We start from the raw sequence: 20,694 nt of genomic DNA on the forward strand, positions 1-20,694 counted from the left end.
TGATGAAGTGTTGAACAAATAGGCGGACGCTTTCGGCGTAGACAGCATAACGATCAGCCATAGTCGCAGTTGTGCTTATATTTTATGCAATTTGCATAAACTATGTGCAGCGTGCTATGGTGACGGTCGTCAATGTCGATGCGCCGAACTGAATGGAGGCGATCTCATGCCCACCGGTTTCCATCGTGAATCCGCAACGATCTACCAGTTTCCCGTCAAGCCGACGCGGGCCGCCAGCCGGTTCGAACGCACCCGGCGGATGGAGCGCGAAGCAGCCGACGTCTGCGACGCGGCGCTCGACAGCTGCTGGTATCATGACGAGGCGGTTCGCGACTCCGATCGGCCGACGAAATCCTGATTGCTTAATTCCACGCGGGGTTAACGCCGATACGGCGGGGAGCGCGCCCGCGCATGGCGTTCGCATGTTTGTCGTCATGCGCGGGCTTAACGCCCGCTTAATCCAAGCTTTTCCTTGGCGACCAAGGCGCCATGCTCACTGACGACGCGGGCTGCGACGCCTGCGGCGAAGCGCGCGGCGACAGCCGCATCCTGCGTTTCCAGATAGCGTGCAAGGAAGGCGCCGTTAAAGCTGTCGCCGGCGCTGGTGGTATCGACCACTGTCTCCACCTTTTCGGCCGGAACAAAGCTCTGGTTGCCGGCGAAATTCAAATGGATGCCGTCCGCACCGTTCTTGACGACGACATCGGTGGCGCCCAGGGCGCGATAGCGTTGAATCGTCGCCTCGATGGAATCGTCGCCGAAATGCGCAGCTTCGTCGTCGAAGCTCGGCATGACGAGCACCGAAGAGCGGGCGCCTTCGCTGATCGTGGCATGCATGACATCGTAGCTCGACCAGAGTCGGGGACGGATGTTCGGGTCGAAGACCACGAGCTTGCCGGCCGCCTTGGCGCGGCGGATTTCGGCGAGCAGTGTCGTGGCATCCTCTTGCGGAAGAATGGCAAGGGTGATGCCGGAGAAATAGACGAGGTCGGCGCTTTCCACCGCTTCGCGCAGGCGATCGGGATCGGCAGCGAGGCTGCGGGCGGCCGAGCTGTCGCGCCAGTAACTGAAGGAGCGCTCGCCGTTCTTCAGGCTGATCATATAGAGGCCGGGCGTCCTGCCCTTGATGCGCCGGATCAGGCTTGTGCCGATACCTGCCTTGTCGATGAAGGCGACCATCTCGTCCGACATGGTGTCGTCACCGAGCGCGGTGAAATAATCGACCGACCAGTCGGGGCCAAGGCAGGCGCGGGCATACCAGGCGGTGTTGAAGGTATCGCCGGCAAAGCCCTTGCGCAGCAGTCCGTCACCGGCCTGCGAGAGCTCCACCATGCATTCACCTATCGATAGAAACCGTCTTCCGCTCACCTTGTCCTCCCGGCATGAGCGTCGCTGATCCAACAGGCCGCTCTGTCGCTTTGAATTGACGCTTCATCCGCTGATACGCGGAGCCGGGCGGAGTGACAAGCATTGATGTTGCGGGCGCCGGTATTGCTCGAAATGAAAAGCCCGCCTTCGCGGACAAGGCGAAGGCGGGCTTCGGCGAAGGTTGATTATTCGTGGATGGTGTAGCTGCCGAGCTCGCAAAGGTCCTGCGTGTCTTCGGTCGTGTCGAGGTTCGAATTTTCGTCGAACTCGAAGCGCATGTCGTATTTGCAGACGGTGCGGCCATCGGCGATGGTGATGTTCACGGTCTCGCCCGGATTGAGGACGTCCTCGCCGAAGACGTCTTCTTCCCAGCTATTGACGCCGGTCGGCGAGCTGTAGAAGCGTGTCAGGACGGAATTCGTTCCATTGGTGAGCTGGAACTTCAGATCTTCGGCACGCGACGGCGCGGCTGAGGCGGCGATGATCGCGGCGGCAAGCGCGATCAATCCAGAGACTTTCGATTTCATGTATGCGTTCCCCTCGCCCATGATTGGGCGGAGAAAGGGATAGCAGATCCGCATCTAAATCTTTGTTATCGGAGACTATAGATTCCAAAATAAGTCTGTTTTCGGAACACTTCACCCCAAAGATGGAGGGCGCAATATTCTGAAATCAGTGGAGGCCGAATGCGGCTTTGGGGGGGCTTAAAGCTCACCGGCCCTCCTTCGTCATGCTCGGCCTTGTGCTGCCTTGTGCCGAGCATCTGCCTCCGTCGATAGGGCAGCAGATCCTCGGCACAAGGCCGAGGATGACCTATTTGGGAGCGAGATCTGTCATCAAGCCGAAGGCCGCCTCACGCAGCCATCGTGTCATTCACGGCCTGTCCATGTGATAGCAGGCCGCCCTCTGGCCGGGGCGAACCTCCTCGATCGGCGGCATTTCGGTGCGGCAGATGTCGGTCGCCTTCCAGCAGCGCGGCGAGAAGACGCAGCCTTTCGGCGGGTTGAGCGGCGAGGGCGGATCGCCCTGCAAGCGGATGCGGGTGCGCAGGCGCGCGAGCTTCGGATCGGGGATCGGCGCGGCCGAAAAGAGCGCCTGCGTATAGGGATGGGCCGGATGGTCGAAAACGGTGGCGCAGTCGCCTGCCTCCACAACCCGGCCGAGATAGAGCACCAGCACATCGTCGGAGATCAGCCGCACAACCGAGAGGTCGTGGCTGATGAAGATCAGCGTCAGGCCGAACTCCTTGCGCAGCTTGCGCAGAAGCGTGATCACCTGGCCCTGGATCGAGACGTCGAGAGCCGAAACCGGCTCGTCGCAGACGATGAGCTTCGGCTTGGTGACGACGGCGCGCGCAATGCCGATGCGCTGCGCCTGGCCGCCGGAAAATTCATGCGGATAGCGATTGATCATTTCCGGAACAAGACCAACGGCACCCATGATCTCGCGGACCCGCTCGGTGCGCTCGGTCTTCGAAAGCTTCGGCTCGAAGACGGTAAGCGGCTCGGCGATGATGTCGCCGACAGTCATGCGCGGGTCGAGCGAGGCGATCGGATCCTGGAAGATGATCTGCATGTCGCGGCGCGCGGCGCGCATTTCCTCTTCACTGAGGTCGAGGAGATTGCGGCCCTGCCAGAGGATGCGACCCTTCTGCGATTTCAACAACCGCAGGATCGAGCGGCCGAGGGTCGACTTGCCGCAGCCGGATTCGCCGACGATACCGAGGGTGCGGCCTTCGGCGAGATCGAAGCTGACATTGTTGACGGCGGTGAGGAAGACCGGCGGCTTGAACAAGCCTTTTGCCGGCAGTTCGAATTGGGTCGTCAGATTTTCGACCCTCAGCAGCGATCGCTCAGCCATGGTTCAGCAACTCCTCACGACGCGGGAACGGATGGTAACAGGCGGCGCAGTGGCGCGGCGCCAGTGTTTCGAGCGGCGGCGGACGGTCGATGCAATCGTTCTGGACCTGCGAACAGCGCGGCGAGAAATTGCAGCCTTTCGGCAGGTGCTGCAGGTTCGGCGGCCGGCCGGGAATGACGACGAGGTCATCGACATCCTGGTCCGGCCGCGGGATCGAGGCATGCAACGCCGCCGTATAGGGATGGGCCGGATTGTCGAAGAGTTCGTCGACGGGGGCCTCTTCGACGATGCGGCCGGCGTACATGACGGCGACGCGGTCGGCGAGGCCCGCAACCACGCCGAGATCGTGGGTGATCATCACCAGTGCCGTGTTCATCTCGGCCGTCAGGTCGTTGAAGAGATCGAGGATCTGCGCCTGAATGGTGACGTCGAGCGCCGTCGTCGGTTCGTCGGCGATCAGAAGCTTCGGCTTGGTCAGCAGCGCCATGGCAATGACGATGCGCTGGCGCATGCCGCCGGAAAGTTCGTGCGGATAGAGGTGGAACCGCCGGGTCGGATCCGGAATACCGACACGTTTCAGCATGTCGAGGGCAGCGTCCGATGCCGCGCGAGCCGTCAGGCCGCGATGAACCTCGAGCTGCTCGGTCAGCTGCCGGGAAATCCTCAGCGACGGGTTCAAGGCGGTCATCGGATCCTGGAAGACCATGGCCATGTCCTTGCCGCGAATCTGATCGAGCTCGCGCGGTTTTAGCGACAGCACGTCCTTGCCTTCGAGCAGCGCCTGGCCAGTCGTGGCGCCGTTCTTGGCCAGCAGACCCATGATGCCGAGGAAAGTCTGACTCTTGCCCGAGCCGGACTCGCCGACGATCGCGACGCGCTCGCCGCGCCGGACGGTAAGGTTCATATTCGAGACCGCCTTCACCTCGCCGTCAGGCGTTGCGAAGGTGATCGAGTAGTCGTTGAGTTCGAGCAGGATGTCTTTTTGCGTTTCTAGGGGCATTCTTAACGATCCTTCGGGTCGAACGCATCGCGCAGGCCGTCGCCGATGAAGAGCAGGCTGAGCAGCAGGGCCACAAGGAAGCTGGCCGGGAAGATCAGCAGCCAGGGCATGCTTTCCATGGCGTCGGTTCCCTCGGCGATCAGCGTGCCGAGCGACGTCAGTGGTTCCTGCACGCCGAAGCCGAGATAGGACAGGAAGCTCTCGGTGGCGATGATTTCAGGCACGGTCAGCGCCGCGAAAATGACCACCGGACCGACGAGGTTCGGAATGATGTGCTTGACGATGATCTTGAACGGCCGCTGCCCGGAGGCGCGGGCCGCCTCGATGAATTCGCGATGCTTGATCGACAGTGTCTGGCCGCGCACGATGCGGGCCATAGTCAGCCATTCCAGCGCGCCGATCGCGGCAAAGAGCAGGTAGACGTTGCGGCCGAAGATCACCATCAGCAGGATGACGAAGAGGATATAGGGAAGCGCGTACATGATATCGACGAAGCGCATCATGATCGCATCCAGCCTGCCGCCGATATAGCCCGAGATCGCGCCGTAAAGCACGCCGATGACGACCGAGACGACGGTTGCCGTCAGTGCGACGGCAAGCGAGACGCGGGTGCCGTAGAGGACGCGGGCAAGAAGGTCGCGGCCGTTCGGGTCGGTGCCGAAATAATGGCCGGTCTCGATCGACGGCGGGATGCGAAAGGCGGCCCAGTCCGGATCCTCATAATTGAAGGGTATGAACCAGGGACCGAGGAAGGCGGCGAGGATCAGCAGCGCCAGGACGGCGATCGACAGGACGGCCGCCTTGTTGCGTCCTAGCCGGCGCAGTGCATCCTTGGTGAGCGAGCGGCCTTCGGGCGCCAGGCCCTCTGCCTGCAATAGCTCCTCGGCGAGCAGCTCGCGTTTCGCGGGGTTGAGGATCATCGGTTTCTCACTTTCGGATCGAGCCAGGCATAGGCGATGTCGACGAGAAGGTTCAGGAACACGATCAGCACCATGTAGAAGATAACGGTGCCGAGAACCATGCCGTAGTCGCGGTTCAAGGCTGCGTTGACGAAATAGCGGCCGATGCCGGGCAATCCGAAGATGCTTTCGACAACCAGCGAGCCGGTGAGAAGGTAGCTCGCGGCCGGACCCAGATAGGAAACGACGGGCATCATTGCCGGTTTCAGCGCATGACGCATTACGGTCAGGCGCGGGCCGATGCCCTTGGCCTTGGCGGTGCGGATGAAGTTCTGATTCATCACCTCGATCATCGAGCCACGGGTGATGCGCGAGATGCGGCCGGCATGCGGCAAGGCCAGGACGACGATCGGCAGGATCAGGTATTTGATCGAGCCGTCACCCCAGCCGCCGACCGGAAACCAGGCGAGGTGGATGCCGAAAATCAATTGCAGGATCGGCGCGATCAGGAAGTTCGGCAGCACGACGCCGACCAGGATGAGGGCGCCGAGAATGTAGTCCGGCGCCTTGTTCTGGTAGAGTGCTCCAAGACAGCCGACGGCCACGCCGAGGATGATGGCGATCAGGAAGGCGGCCGTACCGATTGTGAAGGTGTAGGGCAGACCGATCATGATCTGCTGGGCGACGGTGAAATCCTCGCTGGCGAAGGAGGGGCCGAGATCGCCCCGCAGCAAGTCTCCGACATAGAGCAGATACTGTTGGATCAGCGGCTTATCCAGGTTGTAGTGGGCCGCAAGGTTCTTGAGGATCACCGGCGGCAATGGCCTTTCGCCATCGAACGGACCGCCGGGGGCAAGGCGCAAAACAAAAAACGAGGCTGTCACGGCGATCCACATGACGGGGATCGTCGACAGCAGGCGGCGGAGAGCGTATTTGATCATGGTCGTGGGCCGGTCCTTCCCGCGAGCGGCGGGAAGGACCGTTTTCCCTTACTCTTTCATGGACAGCCAGCGCGTGCGGTGGATGTCCTGGATGTTGTCGACGAAGCCTTCGATCTTCGGTGAGACGACATTCTTCGAGACATAATAATAGATCGGCAGGGCGGCGGATTCATCAAGCGCCAGCTGCTCGGCCTTCTTGAAGATTTCGGCGCGCTTCTTCAGATCGGTTTCGGCGTTGCCGTCCTTGATCATCTTGTCATAATCGGGATTGGACCAGCGGCCGTAATTCATCTGCACGCCTGTTACCAGCAGGTTCAGGAAATTGTCCGGATCGTTGTAATCAGCAAGCCAGCCGGCACGGCCGATTTCGACCTGACCGCGCTGCATCTGGTCGTAGTGGACCTTCGTTTCGGCATTGACGAGCTCGACATCGACGCCAAGCGGCTTCCACATGGATGCGATCGCAACGGCGATGCGCTTGTGGTTGTCGTTGGTGTTGTAGCTCAGGACGGCGTGAAGCGGCTTGTCCGGACCGAAGCCCGCCTCAGTGAGCAGCTTCTTGGCCTCGGCGACCTTGTCCTTATAGGGCAGGTCCTTCCAGCTGACATAGGCCGGCTCGCCATAGTTCGCAGTGCCCGGCGGTACCCAGGAATAGGCCGGCAGTTCGCCGGTGCCGAGGATCTGTGGTCCGATCACTTCGCGGTTGATCGCCATCGATAGTGCCTGGCGGACGCGCTTGTCGCTGAAGGGCGGCTTCTGCGAGTTGACGACATAATAATAGAGGCCGGAGAAGGGGGCGACATGCGCCTGGCCCGGCAGGTTCTTCTTCATCCACTCGTACTGATCGGTCGGGAAATCGGTGAGGATATCGAATTCGCCGGCGCGGTAACGCTTCAGCGCGGCTTCCTGATCCTCGAGCACGAAGAACTTGGCGCCGTCGATCTTCAGGTCCTTGGTGCCGTACCACTGATCGTTCTTGACTGTCGTCACGTGCGAGCCGGGAACCCACTCGACCGGCTTATAGGGGCCGTTGGTGACGATGTTGCCGATCTTGACCCAGTCCTGACCCTTGGCCTCGACGACGTGTTTGGGCAGCGGATAGGCGGTGTAATGCATCAGCGCATTGAGGAAATAGGGGGTGGGGTTTTCGAGGGTGATTTCAAGCGTCTTGTCGTCGATCGCCTTGACGCCGAGCTGGTTGAGGTCGGTGATTTCACCCTTGTTGATCTTTTCGGCGTTCTTGATGGTGAACTGCAGATAGGCATAATCGGCGGCGTTCTTCGGGTCGAGGAGGCGCTGGAAGGCGAAGACGAAGTCTCCTGCCGTGACCGGCTGGCCATCGGACCACTTGATGCCATCGCGAAGCTTGAAGGTGTAGACCTTGCCATCGGGCGAAATCGTCCAGCTTTCGGCTTGGCCGGGGACGGGATTGTCCTTGGCATCCTCGGTGACGAGGCCTTCGAAGATGTCGCCGGCGATGCGATTCTCCCAGTCGCCTGAAAGTTTCTGCGGATCGAGTGACTGCGGGTCGCCGCCATTGTGAATGTTGAGCGTCGCCGCTTGAGCCGAAAACGCCAGCAATGTGCCAAGCATTGCGGAGGCGAGAAATTTTTTCGCGAAATGGTTCATCGTGGGTCCACCTTCCTAGGCTTTGCGCCTTTATTAGACATTTGTTCCCGGGTTTGACCTCTTACGTGCAGGTCAGTGCGCACCTTATCGCAAAGGCTTTGCGTTGCAACCCCAAATCCGGAGGCTGGAAAAGGGTTGTGGACAAGCCTATATACGTCTCCCCCTTGTCGGATCGCGACGACACATCGCGACAGTTCCATCACCTCCAGAACGGCCCCACATGTTGTCTTTTGTTTCGTCCGCTTTAGTGTTGCGGGCGCAAACGAAGCAGGAGATGTGGCCGATGGCATTGCAGGCAGGCGGGAATGCGGATTGGTGGCGTGGCGCGGTGATCTATCAGGTCTATCCGCGCTCGTTTCAAGACACCAACAGCGATGGCCTCGGCGACCTCAAGGGAATCACCCGCCGGCTGCCGCATATCGCCAGTCTCGGTGTCGATGCGATCTGGCTCTCGCCCTTCTTCAAGTCGCCGATGGCCGATATGGGCTATGACGTCTCCGATTATTGCGATGTCGACCCGATCTTCGGGACGCTCGCCGACTTCGACGAGATGATGGCCGAGGCGCACCGGCTCGGCATCAAGGTCGTCATCGACCAGGTGATCTCGCACACATCCGACCGGCATCCCTGGTTCGTCGAGAGCCGGTCGAGCCGGACCAATCCCAAGGCGGATTGGTATGTCTGGGCCGATCCGAAGCCGGATGGGACGGCGCCGAACAACTGGTTGTCGATCTTCGGCGGGCCCGGCTGGGAGTGGGACGGCGTGCGCCGGCAATATTACCAGCACAATTTCCTCACCTCGCAGCCGGACCTCAACTTCCATAGCGAGGCCGTGCAGGATGCGGTACTGGAAACAGTGAAATTCTGGCTCGACCGCGGTGTCGACGGCTTTCGTCTGGATACAGTCAACTATTATTTCTGCGACAAACAGCTCAGAAGCAATCCGCCGCACGAGCCCGATGAGGATGACGCCGGTCTCGATGCGCCCGACACCAACCCCTACGGCATGCAGAACCACCTCTACGACAAGACGCAGCCGGAGAATATCGAATTCCTCAAGCGCTTCCGGTCGCTGCTCGACCGCTACGAGGATCGCACCACCGTCGGCGAAGTCGGCGACGGCGCGCGATCGCTGAAGACGGTGGCCGCCTATACGAGCGGCGACGACAAGCTGCATATGTGCTACACGTTCGACTTGCTGGGGCCGGACTTCACCGCCGACCATATCCGCGGCTGCGTCGATGCTTTCCAGAAGTCGGTGACCGATGGCTGGGTCTGCTGGGCCTTTTCCAACCATGACGTCATGCGCCATGTCAGCCGTTTTGCGCTGACGGAGGAAGAGCGGCCTGTCATCGCCAAGCTGGCGATTTCCGTGCTTTCGGCGCTGCGCGGCTCGATCTGCCTCTATCAGGGTGAGGAGCTCGGCCTGCCGGAGGCGGAGCTTGCATTCGAGGATCTGCGCGACCCCTACGGCATCCGCTTCTGGCCGGCCTTCAAAGGCCGCGACGGATGCCGCACGCCAATGCCCTGGGAAGCCGGCAAGGCGCATGCCGGCTTCACCTCTGCCGAAAAGAGTTGGCTGCCGGTGCCTTATGAGCAGGCGGCCCTTTCCGTCGATACGCAGGAGGGAAGCGACGGCTCGGTGCTCAATCACTATCGCAGGACGCTCGCCTTCCGAAAAAGCCATCCCGCGCTGATCGACGGCGAGATGACCTTCATCGGCACCCATCAGGAGCTGCTCGCCTTCACTCGCAAGAAGGGTGGAGAAAGGTTACTCTTCGTTTTCAACCTGACGCGCGAACCGGCGGAATTCCGCTTGCCTGAGGGCATTGTGCTGGGCGAGTCGCTCGAGATGCCGGGCTTTGAAGCGGTGTCAGCTTCGGGGCTGGTGAAGCTTGCCGCGCTGGACGGGTTCTGTGCGCGGATTTGAGGATTATTTCAGCAACGTGTCGTAACTCGCATGGGAGCCGATCCAAAGCCAGATGACGTCGTCGCCTGGCGCGGAATTTGCCAAAGATTCCATCACCCGATCAAAGCGAACTTATCCACGTCGACCATGCCCCGGTCGGATATCTTCAGGTGGGGGATGACGGGCAACGGCAGGAAGGCGAGCTGGAGGAAGGGTTCTTCCAGCGTCGCGCCGAGCGCGAAGGCGGCCTTGCGCAGATGGTGCAGCGTATCGCGGACCGTCTCGTAAGGTTCGAGGCTCATCAGGCCGGCGATGGGCAGGGCGATTTCGCCGGTGACCTTGCCGTCCTCCACGACGACGAAGCCGCCCTGGATCTCGCCGAGGCGGTTTGCGGCGCGCGCCATGTCGTCCTCGTCGACGCCGACGACGCAGATATTGTGGCTGTCATGGCCGACGGTGGAGGCGATCGCGCCCTTCTTCAGACCGAAGCCCTGGACGAACCCGTTGGCGTGATTGCCGTTCTTACCGTGGCGTTCGATGACGGCGACCTTGATGATGTCGTTGGCAAGATCGACCGCCGTCTCGTTGCCTTTCACGGGCAGCCGGTAGCGGCGATGTTCGGTGATGATCTTGCCCGGCATGACGCCGATGACCGATGTCTCGCCCTCCCTGGCCGGCACGCCGAAATGGGCCGCGTTGACCGGTCGGGCCTTGACGCTGTCGAGGCCGATCGGAGCGATCGGCTTGCGCGTGGAAAAGAGCGCGTCGGTGACGCGGCGACCAGCGGAGAAGACCATTTCGGCGCGGCAACCTTCCAGACTGTCGAGAACCACGAGATCGGCGCGCCAGCCCGGCGCCACCAGGCCGCGGTCCCGCAGGCCGAAGGCGCGGGCGGCCGAGATCGAGGCGGCGCGGTAGATCGCCAGGGGCTCGACGCCGTTGGCGATCGCCGTGCGGATCATGTGGTCGAGATGACCCTGTTCGGCGATATCGAGCGGATTGCGGTCGTCGGTGCAGAGCGCGAGATAGGGTGAAAGCCGCTCGCTGATGATGGGGATCAGCGCGGCGAGATCCTTCGACACCGACCCTTCGCGAACGAGGATATGCATGCCCTTGCGGATCTTTTCCATCGCTTCTGCCGCACTCGTGCATTCGTGCTCGGTGCGGATGCCGGCTGCGAGGTAACCGTTGAGGGCGTTGCCGGAAAGAAGCGGCGCGTGGCCGTCGATATGGCCGCCCTGGAAGGCGTCGAGCTTGGCTATGCAGACCGGATCCTTGTGGATCACGCCGGGGAAATTCATAAATTCGGCGAGGCCGATGACTTTCGGGTGGTGGCGGAAAGGCAGGAGGCGTTCGATCGGCAGGTCGGCGCCTGCGGTTTCGAGATGGGTCGCCGGCACGCAGGAGGAGAGCTGGACACGGATGTCCATAATCGTCTCCAGCGCGGATTCGAGAAAAAATTCGATGCCGGCGGTTCCGAGCACATTGGCAATCTCGTGCGGATCGCAGATCGCCGTGGTGACGCCATAGGGCAGGACGCAGCGGTCGAATTCATGCGGCGTGACGAGTGAGGATTCGATGTGCAGATGTGTGTCGATGAAGCCGGGAACGACTGTTTGGCCCGATATGTCGATCTCGGTCTCACCCTTGTAATTGCCTGAAGTCCCGACGATGCGGTCGGCGCCAATGGCAATATCGGAGCGGACGATTTCGCCGGTGACGAGATCGAAGAAGCTGCCGCCCTTCAATACGATATCGGCGGGCACGCGGCCCACACCCTGGTCGATGAGACGTTCGAGTCTGCTGGTCATGGCACCGCTCACATTGCAACCGATTCTAAAACTTATAACCGATCTGCCGCGACATGCGATGCCCACAAACGAAACCGGGCGCCGAATGGCGCCCGATCGCAGTCTTTCCTGTCGTGGATTATTCGGCCGCGACGATCTTGCCGCCTTCCCACTTGTAGAGCGAGAAGCTCTGCGAGGTCAGGTCGCCGGTTTCACCGTAAGTGACCTTGCCGATGGCGGTCGGGATTTCCTTGCCGTCCTTCAGCGCTGCGGCGACGGCTTCGGCATCCTCGGCGCTCCCGGCCTTCTCGATGCCGGCCTTCAGCACTTCGACGGCGGCATAGGCGTTCAGCGTGAAGGCCTCGGCCGGAATGTTCTTGGCGGCAAGCGCGTCGGCGGCCGTCTTGGAGTCGGGGTTCTTGGTCGCGTCGGAGGCGTTGGTGAACAGCGTGCCTCCCGCCGCATCCGTGCCGATCGCCCAGAATTCGGTGTTGGAGAGGCCGTCGCCGCCGATGATCGTCGCGTTGGCGGAGAGGTCATGCAGTTGGCGGGCGAGCAGGCCGCCTTCCGGGTGATAGCCGCCGAAATAGACGATATCGACCTTCTCGGACTTGATCCGGGTGGTGAGCGCACTGAAATCCTTGTCGCCGGGCGTGATCGCGTCATTGACGACTTCGGTAACGCCGCCGGCGTTCAGTGTCGCCTTGAAGGCGTCGGCGAGACCCTTGCCGTAAGCGCCCTTGTCGTTGACGATGGCGATGCGCTTGTCCTTGAAGTTCTGCAGCACGTATTTGGCGGCGACTTCCGCCTGCTGGTCGTCGCGACCGCAGGTGCGCAGCACATTGGTGAGGCCGCGCTTGGTGAGGTCGGGGGCGGTTGCCGTCGGGGTGACCATCAGGACGCCATTTTCAGCCAGAACGTCCGACACCGGGATTGCGACGCCTGAAGTTACCGGCCCGACGACGAAGCGGATGCCGTCGCCGACGACTTTGTTGGCGGCGGAAACGCCCTGCTTCGGTTCGCCGGCATCGTCGGCGAGTTCGAGCACGACCTTCTCGCCGAGAATCCCGCCCTTCTTGTTGATCTCGTCGACGGCGGTCTGAGCGCCGTTCTTTACCTGGTCGCCATAGGCGGCGACCGGACCGGTCAGCGGCGCGATCAGCCCGATGGTGATATCGGCATGGGCAAGCGGTGCAAAGGCGAGTGACGCGACGAGGGTCGCCGTCAATGTCTTGAGGGTCATTGTCTGTCTCCTTGGATGGGGTCTTCGACCCGCGATGAGGCGCCGCGCCGGCTTACCCGATCATTCAACGGCCCTCCGGGGCCGTGCCAAGGACGATCGGTAGCGGCGCGATCAGCGAGCCCGCCGGCCATGTTTGACTCGGGGAGGCTCATGGCCAGATTTCTAGGAATTTTGATGAGATTGCGCAAGTTCATAACAAATTGAACGGGAGAATACGGTCGATCCGACCGAAGACGCGCCCGATGGGGTCATGTTCTATGTTTTCGAGGATTTTTCGAAAGCGAAGCCGCGAAAAATCCGCGGTCCTTGTGTCGGACAAAACCATCTCCATAGGGTTGTCTTTAGCTTTCCTATTAACGGTTAGTTTGGCCAATGGCAGTAGGATCCCACGATACTCAAATACGGCAGCATTGAAAAAGAGACTGCATAAATTACATAGACATATCGGGAAATAGAGATCTGGATGCTCAAGCGTATCGATGCCGGTCAGGTGCGTATCGGAATGTTTGTGGAGGCTGTCGAGGGCCTGTGGCAGGATCCGCTTTTGTCCAAGCGCAGATTTCCCCTGCGGCGCGAAGTCGATGCCGCAAAAATTCGGAAATGCGGTACCGCCAGCGTCGTCATCAACACGAGCAAGGGGCTCGACACCAACGGGCTGCCGGGCCGCGACATCGAGATCGACATCCAGGCGGCGCGCGAGGCCGTTCAGAAATCCGTGCAGTTGCTGGAAGAGGCCTTCGGGCGGCTGCGCAATGGCGACGGAATCAGCGTCGATCACCTGACGCCGGTGATATCTTCCGTCTCCAAGTCGATGGATGAGAACCCTTCGGTTTTCCTTAGCGTCACACGCCTGAAATCAAAAGACGAAGTGACCTTCCTGCATTCCATTTCGGTGAGCGCGCTGATGATCCTTTTCAGCCGCCATCTCGCACTCGACGAACATACGATCCAGATGCTCGGCACCGCGGGTTTGCTGCACGATGTCGGCAAACTTGAAATTCCGCTTGAAGTCCTCAACAAGGCAGGACCGCTGGAAAGGGATGAGATCAGCTTGCTCCGGGGCCATCCGGAGAAGGGGCATGCGATCCTTTCGCGGCAGGAGGGCATGTCGGAGATCGTTCTCGACGTTTGCCTCAATCATCACGAGCGCATCGATGGCAAAGGCTATCCGCGCAGCTTGTCCGGCAGCGAGGTGAGCCTTCATTCGCGGATTGCCACGATCTGCGATGTCTATGACGCCATCACTTCGGTGCGGCCGTATAAGGCGCCATGGAGCGCCAGCGAGGCACTGAAATGGATGCTCGGCACTGAAGGGCATTTCGATCGCCAGCTGCTGAAAAAATTCGCTCTCTGCCTTTCCGTCGCCTCTGTAAGCTGAGCTTCCTGTCTCTTCAGATGAGAAGACCCGCGAGAGCATTGTCCGTCGCGGGTCTTGAGCGGATCTCGGATGCGTCGTCAGATGTTGTTCTGAAGAATGGTCCTGAGCTTGCCGAAAAGTTCGTCGATATGGTGCTTTTCGATGATCAGCGGCGGGGAGAGCGCGATGATGTCGCCGGTGGTGCGGATCAGAAGTCCGCTCTCATAGGCCTTCAGGAATACCGTGAAGGCGCGCTTGGTGGGCTCGCCGGCAATCGGATCGAGCTCAATTGCGCCGATCAGGCCTGTATTTCTGATATCGATGACGTTGGGGCAGTCCTTGAGCGAATGCAGCGCGTCGGCCCAATAGTCGGACAGTTCGGCAGCGCGAGTGAGCAGCCCCTCTTCCTTGTAGGTGTCGAGCGTGGCGAGGGCTGCGGCGGACGCGATCGGGTTGCCGGAATAGGTGTAGCCGTGGAAGAACTCGATCATGTGCTCGGGGCCGGTCATGAAGGCGTCATGAATCTCGGAGGTGACAAACACGGCGCCCATCGGGATGACGCCGTTGGTCAGTCCCTTGGCGGTGGTGATCATGTCGGGCTTGACGTCGTAATATTGCGCAGCGAAGGGGGCGCCGAGGCGGCCAAAACCAGTAATGACCTCGTCGAAGATCAGCAGAATGCCGTGTTTGGTGCAAATCTCTCGCAGCTTCTGCAGATAACCTTTCGGCGGGATGAGGACGCCGGTTGAACCGGCGACCGGCTCGACGATGACAGCGGCGATGGTCGAGGCGTCATGCAGCGTGACGATGCGCTCGAGTTCGCTGGCGATGTCGCCGCCATGCTCAGGCTCGCCGCGGCTGAAGTTATTCTTGCCGGGCTGGTGGGTGTGCGGCATGTGATCGACTCCTGCCAGGAGCGTGCCGAACATCTTGCGGTTGGCGACGATGCCGCCGACGGAAATGCCGCCGAAATTGACACCGTGATAGCCGCGCTCGCGGCCGATCAGGCGGAAGCGCGAACCGTTGCCCTTCACGCGGTGATAGGCAAGCGCCACCTTGAGCGCGGTCTCGACGGATTCGGAGCCGGAATTGGTGTAGAGGACGTGGTTCATGCCTTCCGGGGCGATGTCGACCAGACGGTTCGCCAGTTCGAAGGCCTTGGGATGACCGAGCTGGAAAGCCGGGGCGTAATCGAGTTCGCCCGCCTGCTCGCGGATTGCCTCGGTGATCTTCGGACGGCAGTGGCCGGCGTTGACGCACCAAAGGCCGGCCGTGCCGTCCAATACCTGACGGCCGTCATGGGTGGTGTAATACATGTCCTTGGCGCCGACGAACAACCGCGGCTCCTTCTTGAACTGGCGATTTGCCGTAAACGGCATCCAGAAGGCGCGAAGATCGTTCGGCGTATTGAGGCGATTGGACATGCTGTTCTCCTGGCCGTCGGCGGCCCGTTACCGAAGGGCTTGTCGCCCGAATTTTTACTGCCCGGTCAAATTATCAGTGCATCTCAACGCGTCAACACCTCACATGCTTCAGCGCCGAAAGAACGCGCCAAAAGACACGACCGGCAAATCGCGAGATTTGCCGGTCGTGCCGTTTAAGGTTCAGGTGCTGAAATTTCGTTGCCGAGCCTTCCGAGAGGATTCCCGTGCGGCACCGGCATGGCTGACGATCATGTCAGCGCTATCATCAGGCCGCGGATCTGCTTCTGGCCGGAACGAGGTAGATGTCCTCGAGCGTCGCCAGGATCTTCATGACCGGCTCGGATGTGCTTGAGTAATAGATGGTCTGGGCGTCGCGGCGGGTCTTGACCAGCTTCTGCGCGCGCAATTTCGAAAGGTGCTGTGAAAGAGCCGACTGGCTGAGGCCGACTTGCGTGGCAAGGACGCCGACGGCGACCTCGCCTTTCACCAGGCTGCACAGGATCAGCAATCTCTTGGGATTGGCCATGGCTGACAATAGTGCTGCCGCCACATTCGTGTGGTCAGCCAAATCAGGGGTTTCCATATTGTTATCTTCCTAATGCGAAACGTACATCATCTGTATGGGACAGGCCGTCTGCCGGAGCGGGCCGCCAAAACTAGCAACTAGGCTCGAAGATTGTATATACCTAAATTTAAGGTATCGAGTATGCTATTTTAGATATGTTTGAACAAATGTGATCGGAATCCGCAGCGAGAGTTTCGAATTCGTATCGAACCAAAAAATCCCCGGAAATGATCTCAAAACCCGCCGGATCGACGCCGCTGATGCGCCAAGAAGCCGATTCCGGAGCATTTAGGCGCACTGCAAGCACCGACGCCACATCGGGATGGCGCTCTACTAAATCTCGCACTGCTTCGGCCGCTTTGGCGGCGATCTCCTCGTTTGCCGGCGATTGGATGACAAGGTCTCTTCCGCCGAGATGATAGGCGCGGCCGAAGCCGCCATTGAGGCTCGCCCGCTCAGGTTTGAGACGGAAGAAGAGGAAATCGGGAAAATCGATATACAGTTTTGCCTTGGGATGGCGATCGAGAAAACGCGTGCGAATGCGTTCGTGGAAGTGATGACCATGCTCGACCGGCTCCGCCGTACATTGGGTCGTCAGCCGAGCATAGGCGAGGGGATCGCCCTTGCCCGGTTCGCCGGTGAGCAGCGAAGCGCGCGCGTCCCTTGCCAGCGCCTTCGTGTGGGCCGAAAGCTTCGAAACGAGAATGACGGGCGCGCCATCGATATCGGTGGCGAGGAGGACGCGGCTGGCGAAGGGAAAACCGGTCTCGGGATCGAGAACGGCGATCGCCGCGTGCCGTGCGGAGCGCAACAGCACGCGGGCGAGCTTGCGGGCTTCATCGTCGGTTTCGCGTAGGGGCGAGGGCTGATCTTTCATAACCGCTTTGTGGCAAAGCGGATCGAAAACATCAAGCGTCCTGCTTGCGGCGATGGCGGGTGAGGCCGGCGACGATATCCTGGGCCGAGATGGTACCGACGATGGCGCCGTTCTCGACGATGCCGATACTGCCCGGTTGGCGGGCAAGCGCATCGAGAACATCGATGAGCGGGGTAGCGGCGCGGGCCGTGGCGCTGACGCTCATGCCGGCGGCTGTCTGGCCGAGGCCGGACTGCATGACGTCGGCCGCCGTCAGCATGTTGATCGGATTGAGATGCTGCACGAAATCGGCGACATACTGGTCCGCGGGGTTTTTGACGATGTCGTGCGGCGTTCCGCACTGGATGATGCGGCCGCCCTCCATGATGGCGATGCGGTTGCCGATGCGGAAGGCCTCGTCGAGATCGTGGCTGACGAACAGGATTGTCTTCTTCAGCCGCCGCTGGAACTCCAGGAGCTCGTCCTGCAGTCGGGTGCGGATCAATGGGTCGAGCGCCGAGAAAGGCTCGTCCATGAGGAGGATCGGAGCGCCGGTAGCAAAGGCACGGGCAAGGCCGACACGCTGCTGCATGCCGCCCGAGAGTTCGTTGACCTTGCGGTCGGCCCATTTCGTCAGGTTGACGAGTTCGAGCTGCTCGCCGACGCGCACCTTGCGCTCGGCCTCCGGCATGCCGGCAAGCTCTAGGCCGAAGCCGACATTTTCGGCGACGGTGCGCCAAGGCAGAAGGGCAAACTGCTGGAACACCATGGAGACGGTGTGGGTGCGCAGGTCGCGTAGAGCCTTGGCATTGCATTTGTAAGGGTTGACCGAGCCGGTGGTCGTAGAGACCGCGACATCGCCGCGTACGACGGGGGCGAGGCCGTTGACGGCGCGCAGCAGCGTCGATTTGCCGGAACCGGAGAGACCCATCAACACCAGGATCTCGCCTTCCTCGATCGTCAACGAGGCATTGGCGACGCCGAGCACGAGGCCGGTGGCCGCGCCGATCTCGTCGCGCGTCTTGCCCTGGTCGACCATGGCCAGCGCGGTTTCCGGCCTATCGCCGAAGATGATGCTGACATCCTTGAAGCTTACCGCGGTCATGCGCCGTCTCCTTCACCCGCCGTGCGGAACATGCGGTCGAGAATGATCGCCAGGATGACGATGCAGAGACCGGCTTCGAAGCCTTTTGCGACATTGACGGTGTTCAGCGCGCGCACGACTGGTACGCCCAGACCATCGGCACCGACAAGAGCGGCGATGACCACCATCGACAGCGACAGCATGATGGTCTGGGTGAGGCCCGCCATGATCTGCGGCGTAGCGAAGGGAAGCTCGACCTTGCGCAGCACCTGCACCGGCCTTGCGCCGAAGGCGACGGCGGCTTCGACAAGGGAAGGCGGCGTCGAGATGATGCCGAGGCGTGTCAGCCGGATCGGGGCGGGGATCGCGAAGATGACGGTGGCGATCAGGCCCGGGACCATACCGAGGCCGAAGAGGATCAGGGCCGGGATCAGGTAGACGAAGGTGGGAATAGTCTGCATCAGATCGAGCACGGGCCGCATGGCAGCATAGATCCAGGCGCGGCGGGCCGCCGCGATGCCGAGCGGAATGCCGATCACCATGCTGACGAAGGTGGAGGCGAGCACGAGGGCGAGCGTCTCCGTCGTTTCCTTCCAATAGCCCTGGTTCATGATGAGCAGCAGCCCAAGACAGGTGAAGAGCGTGATGCCGATCGATCGGCGCAGCCAGAAGGCCAGCGCGGAGATGACGGCGATTACGATCAGCGGGTGAGGTTTCTGCAGCACGAAGAGCAGGCCATCGATGACGTGCGACAGCAGGAAGGCGAGCTGGTTGAAGAACCACTCGCCGTTCGAGGTCAGCCAGTCCACGAAGGCTTTGGCCCATGAGCCGATGGGAATCTTAGAGTCGGTGATCCAATTCAAGGGGCGCGCCTATCCAAAAAAAATCAACAATCGGACAAAATGAAACGGGGCGGCGAGCCGCCCCGATCATAGCATCAAAGGCCGAGGCCGGTCTTGGCGGCCGCCAGCGCGTCGCCCTTGCCGTCGCGGGTCTTGACGCCAGCAAGCCAGGGCTCGAGCGCGGCGGGATTGGCCTTCAGCCATTCGGTCGCCGCCGCTTCCGGCTCCTTGCCGTCGTCGAGGATTTTGCCCATGATCTGGTTCTCCATGTCGAGGGAGAACGTCAGATTCTTCAGCATCGCGCCGACGTTCGGGCATTCGCCGAGGTAGCCGGCGCGGACATTGGTGTAGACCTTGGCGCCGCCGAAATCAGGTCCGAAGACGTCGTCGCCGCCGGTGAGGTAGGTCAGCTTGAAGTTGGTGTTCATCGGATGGGGTTCCCAGCCGAGGAAGACGACGGGCTTGCCCGCTTTCTCGGCACGGGCGACCTGGGCGAGCATGCCCTGTTCGGAGGATTCGACGACTTCCATGTCCTTCATGCCGAAGGTGTTCTTTTCGATCAGGTCCATGACGAGGCGGTTGCCGTCATTGCCGGGCTCGATGCCGTAGATCTTGCCGTCGAGATCGTCCTTGTGGGCAGCGATGTCCTTGAAGTCCTTGATGCCGAGTTCCGCGCCCTTGGCGTTGGTGGCAAGCGTGTACTTGGCGCCGACGAGGTTGGGGCCGAAGGATTCGACCGACTTGTCGTCGATATAAGGGCGGACGTCCTTTTCCTGCGTCGGCATCCAATTGCCGAGGAAGATGTCGATGTCCTTATTCTTCAGCGAGGTGTAGGTGACCGGCACCGAGAGAACCTTGACGTCGGTCTGATAGCCGATGCTCTTCAGAACGACTGATGCGGTGGCGGTGGTGGCGGTAATGTCAGTCCAGCCGACATCCGAGAAGTGGACGGTCGAGCAGCTGTCGGGATCGGCGGCGAAGGCAGCGGTCGCAATCGACAGGGCGGCGACGGCGGTTGCGGTGACAAGTTTGAATGTGCTTGTTGTTTTCATTTTAGACTCCCAGTCTTTAGGTCCCCAAGCCAATCACCAATAGCCCAGTTTGACAAGCGACCTCAGTGTGTTTGCGTCGTATCGACCTATGCGAATGCGACGTCGGCGATTTTTCCGCAGTGTCTCGTTTTGGCGGCTTTCGCCGGGTTTAGAGGTCGATTCCTGTGATTATCGCGGGGGCGGGGCTTTTCTTTGCCGTTGTGAGCTTTCAATAAGCCGAGCAAGGAGACATCGGATGGCAAAACTCTATTTCAACTATTCGACAATGAACGCCGGCAAGTCGACGCTGCTGCTGCAGGCCTCCTATAATTATCAGGAGCGCGGCATGCGTACGGTGCAGTTGATCGCCGCCTTCGACGAGCGCGCCGGCCGGGGCGTGATCGGCTCGAGGATCGGGCTGGAAGCGAGCGCTATTCCCTTCGAGCCGCATGAAGATCTGTTCAAACTCATCGCCGGTCTGTGCGGCGACGGGGCGCCGATTTCCTGCGTCTTCGTTGATGAGGCGCATTTCATGACGGCCGTCCATGTCTGGCAGCTCGCCCGTGTCGTCGATCGGCTCGGCATCCCTGTTATGGTCTATGGGCTCCGGACCGACTTCCAGGGCAAACTGTTTCCGGCCTCGCAGGAGCTGCTGGCGATCGCAGACGAGATGCGCGAAGTGCGCACAATCTGCCATTGCGGCCGTAAGGCGACGATGGTGGTGCGGCTCGACGCCCAAGGCAAGGTGCTGCACGAGGGGGCGCAGATCGATGTCGGCGGCAACGAGAAATATGTTTCGCTCTGCCGCAGGCACTGGGACGACGAAATGAACGGGGCCTGGATCGCCGAGCCGGTCTGAAGGGGGAGCCTGTTTTCTTTGTCGCCATAAGCGACTA

General features: G+C 60.9%; 19 protein-coding genes. 4 read left to right on the forward strand and 15 right to left on the reverse strand.

Going from position 1 to position 20,694, the window contains the following annotated elements; all coding sequences use genetic code 11:
* The first annotated feature begins 166 nt into the window (after positions 1 to 166).
* Positions 167 to 358: a glutamine synthetase translation inhibitor GstI gene (gstI, locus tag EFD56_RS16910; protein WP_004678133.1), complete on the forward strand. Its 192-nt coding sequence runs from the start codon at positions 167 to 169 to the stop codon at positions 356 to 358.
* Between the two features lie 86 nt (positions 359 to 444).
* Here gstI and EFD56_RS16915 read toward each other — a convergent pair whose 3' ends face one another.
* From EFD56_RS16915 to EFD56_RS16945, 7 genes are all read right to left on the reverse strand, one after another.
* Entirely contained in the window at positions 445 to 1,368 is a 924-nt protein-coding gene (locus EFD56_RS16915; RefSeq protein ID WP_085742989.1) for a sugar kinase, read from the reverse strand.
* A gap of 185 nt (positions 1,369 to 1,553) precedes the next feature.
* Entirely contained in the window at positions 1,554 to 1,895 is a 342-nt protein-coding gene (locus EFD56_RS16920; protein ID WP_004678131.1) for a hypothetical protein, read from the reverse strand.
* A gap of 346 nt (positions 1,896 to 2,241) precedes the next feature.
* The gene (locus EFD56_RS16925; protein ID WP_004678130.1) at positions 2,242 to 3,228 is read right to left on the reverse strand and encodes an ABC transporter ATP-binding protein; all 987 of its coding nucleotides are present in this window, start codon (positions 3,226 to 3,228) and stop codon (positions 2,242 to 2,244) included.
* On the reverse strand, positions 3,221 to 4,228 hold the full coding sequence (locus EFD56_RS16930; RefSeq protein ID WP_004678129.1) for an ABC transporter ATP-binding protein: 1,008 nt from the start codon (positions 4,226 to 4,228) through the stop codon (positions 3,221 to 3,223). Before EFD56_RS16930 ends, EFD56_RS16925 begins: the two co-directional genes overlap by 8 nt.
* Positions 4,229 to 4,230: 2 nt before the next feature.
* Complete coding sequence (locus EFD56_RS16935; RefSeq protein ID WP_004678127.1) at positions 4,231 to 5,148, reverse strand: ABC transporter permease; 918 nt, start codon at positions 5,146 to 5,148, stop codon at positions 4,231 to 4,233.
* Positions 5,145 to 6,068: an ABC transporter permease subunit gene (locus tag EFD56_RS16940; protein WP_085742988.1), complete on the reverse strand. Its 924-nt coding sequence runs from the start codon at positions 6,066 to 6,068 to the stop codon at positions 5,145 to 5,147. The genes EFD56_RS16935 and EFD56_RS16940 overlap by 4 nt, the downstream gene beginning before the upstream one ends.
* Before the next feature lie 48 nt (positions 6,069 to 6,116).
* A complete protein-coding gene (locus tag EFD56_RS16945; RefSeq protein ID WP_126905875.1) occupies positions 6,117 to 7,697 on the reverse strand; it encodes a peptide ABC transporter substrate-binding protein in 1,581 nt (526 codons plus the stop codon).
* Between the two features lie 283 nt (positions 7,698 to 7,980).
* Here EFD56_RS16945 and bglA point away from each other — a divergent pair, with 283 nt between their 5' ends.
* Positions 7,981 to 9,627: a beta-galactosidase BglA gene (bglA, locus tag EFD56_RS16950; RefSeq protein WP_085742987.1), complete on the forward strand. Its 1,647-nt coding sequence runs from the start codon at positions 7,981 to 7,983 to the stop codon at positions 9,625 to 9,627.
* A gap of 92 nt (positions 9,628 to 9,719) precedes the next feature.
* Here bglA and ade read toward each other — a convergent pair whose 3' ends face one another.
* Both ade and EFD56_RS16960 read right to left on the reverse strand, forming a co-directional pair.
* Positions 9,720 to 11,417: an adenine deaminase gene (gene ade / locus EFD56_RS16955; RefSeq protein ID WP_126905876.1), complete on the reverse strand. Its 1,698-nt coding sequence runs from the start codon at positions 11,415 to 11,417 to the stop codon at positions 9,720 to 9,722.
* Positions 11,418 to 11,535: 118 nt separating this feature from the next.
* Positions 11,536 to 12,639 (reverse strand): branched-chain amino acid ABC transporter substrate-binding protein, encoded by a 1,104-nt coding sequence (locus tag EFD56_RS16960; RefSeq protein WP_037140606.1) that lies wholly within the window; start codon positions 12,637 to 12,639, stop codon positions 11,536 to 11,538.
* Positions 12,640 to 13,102: 463 nt separating this feature from the next.
* On the opposite strand from EFD56_RS16960, the gene EFD56_RS16965 reads away from it, so the two are divergent.
* Positions 13,103 to 14,017, forward strand: a complete 915-nt coding sequence (locus tag EFD56_RS16965) for an HD-GYP domain-containing protein (RefSeq protein ID WP_004678116.1) — start codon at positions 13,103 to 13,105, stop codon at positions 14,015 to 14,017.
* A 77-nt stretch (positions 14,018 to 14,094) separates the two neighbouring features.
* On the opposite strand, the gene aptA is transcribed toward EFD56_RS16965, so the two are convergent.
* From aptA to EFD56_RS16995, 6 genes are all read right to left on the reverse strand, one after another.
* Positions 14,095 to 15,420 carry an omega-aminotransferase AptA gene (gene aptA, locus EFD56_RS16970; protein ID WP_126905877.1) on the reverse strand — a complete coding sequence of 442 codons (1,326 nt, stop codon included), beginning with the start codon at positions 15,418 to 15,420 and terminating at the stop codon, positions 14,095 to 14,097.
* A 265-nt stretch (positions 15,421 to 15,685) separates the two neighbouring features.
* Positions 15,686 to 16,003: an ArsR/SmtB family transcription factor gene (locus tag EFD56_RS16975; RefSeq protein ID WP_004678111.1), complete on the reverse strand. Its 318-nt coding sequence runs from the start codon at positions 16,001 to 16,003 to the stop codon at positions 15,686 to 15,688.
* Positions 16,004 to 16,112: 109 nt separating this feature from the next.
* On the reverse strand, positions 16,113 to 16,862 hold the full coding sequence (locus EFD56_RS16980; RefSeq protein ID WP_012484703.1) for a HugZ family pyridoxamine 5'-phosphate oxidase: 750 nt from the start codon (positions 16,860 to 16,862) through the stop codon (positions 16,113 to 16,115).
* A gap of 31 nt (positions 16,863 to 16,893) precedes the next feature.
* Positions 16,894 to 17,946 carry a choline ABC transporter ATP-binding protein gene (gene choV, locus EFD56_RS16985; RefSeq protein WP_012484702.1) on the reverse strand — a complete coding sequence of 351 codons (1,053 nt, stop codon included), beginning with the start codon at positions 17,944 to 17,946 and terminating at the stop codon, positions 16,894 to 16,896.
* Positions 17,943 to 18,788 (reverse strand): choline ABC transporter permease subunit, encoded by an 846-nt coding sequence (gene choW / locus EFD56_RS16990; RefSeq protein WP_004678106.1) that lies wholly within the window; start codon positions 18,786 to 18,788, stop codon positions 17,943 to 17,945. Before choW ends, choV begins: the two co-directional genes overlap by 4 nt.
* Before the next feature lie 74 nt (positions 18,789 to 18,862).
* On the reverse strand, positions 18,863 to 19,819 hold the full coding sequence (locus EFD56_RS16995; RefSeq protein ID WP_037140600.1) for a choline ABC transporter substrate-binding protein: 957 nt from the start codon (positions 19,817 to 19,819) through the stop codon (positions 18,863 to 18,865).
* Positions 19,820 to 20,054: 235 nt separating this feature from the next.
* Here EFD56_RS16995 and EFD56_RS17000 point away from each other — a divergent pair, with 235 nt between their 5' ends.
* The gene (locus EFD56_RS17000; RefSeq protein WP_085742985.1) at positions 20,055 to 20,657 is read left to right on the forward strand and encodes a thymidine kinase; all 603 of its coding nucleotides are present in this window, start codon (positions 20,055 to 20,057) and stop codon (positions 20,655 to 20,657) included.
* The last annotated feature ends 37 nt before the right edge of the window (positions 20,658 to 20,694 follow it).

It is taken from the genome of Rhizobium phaseoli (assembly GCF_003985125.1).
GTDB lineage: Bacteria > Pseudomonadota > Alphaproteobacteria > Rhizobiales > Rhizobiaceae > Rhizobium > Rhizobium phaseoli.

Bases quoted from the DNA above. Each gene is read 5' to 3' on its own strand.
- gstI (WP_004678133.1), top strand. From the start codon at position 167: ATGCCCACCGGTTTCCATCGTGAATCCGCAACGATCTACCAGTTTCCC.
- EFD56_RS16920 (WP_004678131.1), bottom strand. From the start codon at position 1,895: ATGAAATCGAAAGTCTCTGGATTGATCGCGCTTGCCGCCGCGATCATC.
- EFD56_RS16925 (WP_004678130.1), bottom strand. From the start codon at position 3,228: ATGGCTGAGCGATCGCTGCTGAGGGTCGAAAATCTGACGACCCAATTC.
- EFD56_RS16930 (WP_004678129.1), bottom strand. From the start codon at position 4,228: ATGCCCCTAGAAACGCAAAAAGACATCCTGCTCGAACTCAACGACTAC.
- EFD56_RS16935 (WP_004678127.1), bottom strand. From the start codon at position 5,148: ATGATCCTCAACCCCGCGAAACGCGAGCTGCTCGCCGAGGAGCTATTG.
- EFD56_RS16940 (WP_085742988.1), bottom strand. From the start codon at position 6,068: ATGATCAAATACGCTCTCCGCCGCCTGCTGTCGACGATCCCCGTCATG.
- EFD56_RS16945 (WP_126905875.1), bottom strand. From the start codon at position 7,697: ATGAACCATTTCGCGAAAAAATTTCTCGCCTCCGCAATGCTTGGCACA.
- bglA (WP_085742987.1), top strand. From the start codon at position 7,981: ATGGCATTGCAGGCAGGCGGGAATGCGGATTGGTGGCGTGGCGCGGTG.
- ade (WP_126905876.1), bottom strand. From the start codon at position 11,417: ATGACCAGCAGACTCGAACGTCTCATCGACCAGGGTGTGGGCCGCGTG.
- EFD56_RS16960 (WP_037140606.1), bottom strand. From the start codon at position 12,639: ATGACCCTCAAGACATTGACGGCGACCCTCGTCGCGTCACTCGCCTTT.
- EFD56_RS16965 (WP_004678116.1), top strand. From the start codon at position 13,103: ATGCTCAAGCGTATCGATGCCGGTCAGGTGCGTATCGGAATGTTTGTG.
- aptA (WP_126905877.1), bottom strand. From the start codon at position 15,420: ATGTCCAATCGCCTCAATACGCCGAACGATCTTCGCGCCTTCTGGATG.
- EFD56_RS16975 (WP_004678111.1), bottom strand. From the start codon at position 16,003: ATGGAAACCCCTGATTTGGCTGACCACACGAATGTGGCGGCAGCACTA.
- EFD56_RS16980 (WP_012484703.1), bottom strand. From the start codon at position 16,862: ATGAAAGATCAGCCCTCGCCCCTACGCGAAACCGACGATGAAGCCCGC.
- choV (WP_012484702.1), bottom strand. From the start codon at position 17,946: ATGACCGCGGTAAGCTTCAAGGATGTCAGCATCATCTTCGGCGATAGG.
- EFD56_RS16995 (WP_037140600.1), bottom strand. From the start codon at position 19,819: ATGAAAACAACAAGCACATTCAAACTTGTCACCGCAACCGCCGTCGCC.
- EFD56_RS17000 (WP_085742985.1), top strand. From the start codon at position 20,055: ATGGCAAAACTCTATTTCAACTATTCGACAATGAACGCCGGCAAGTCG.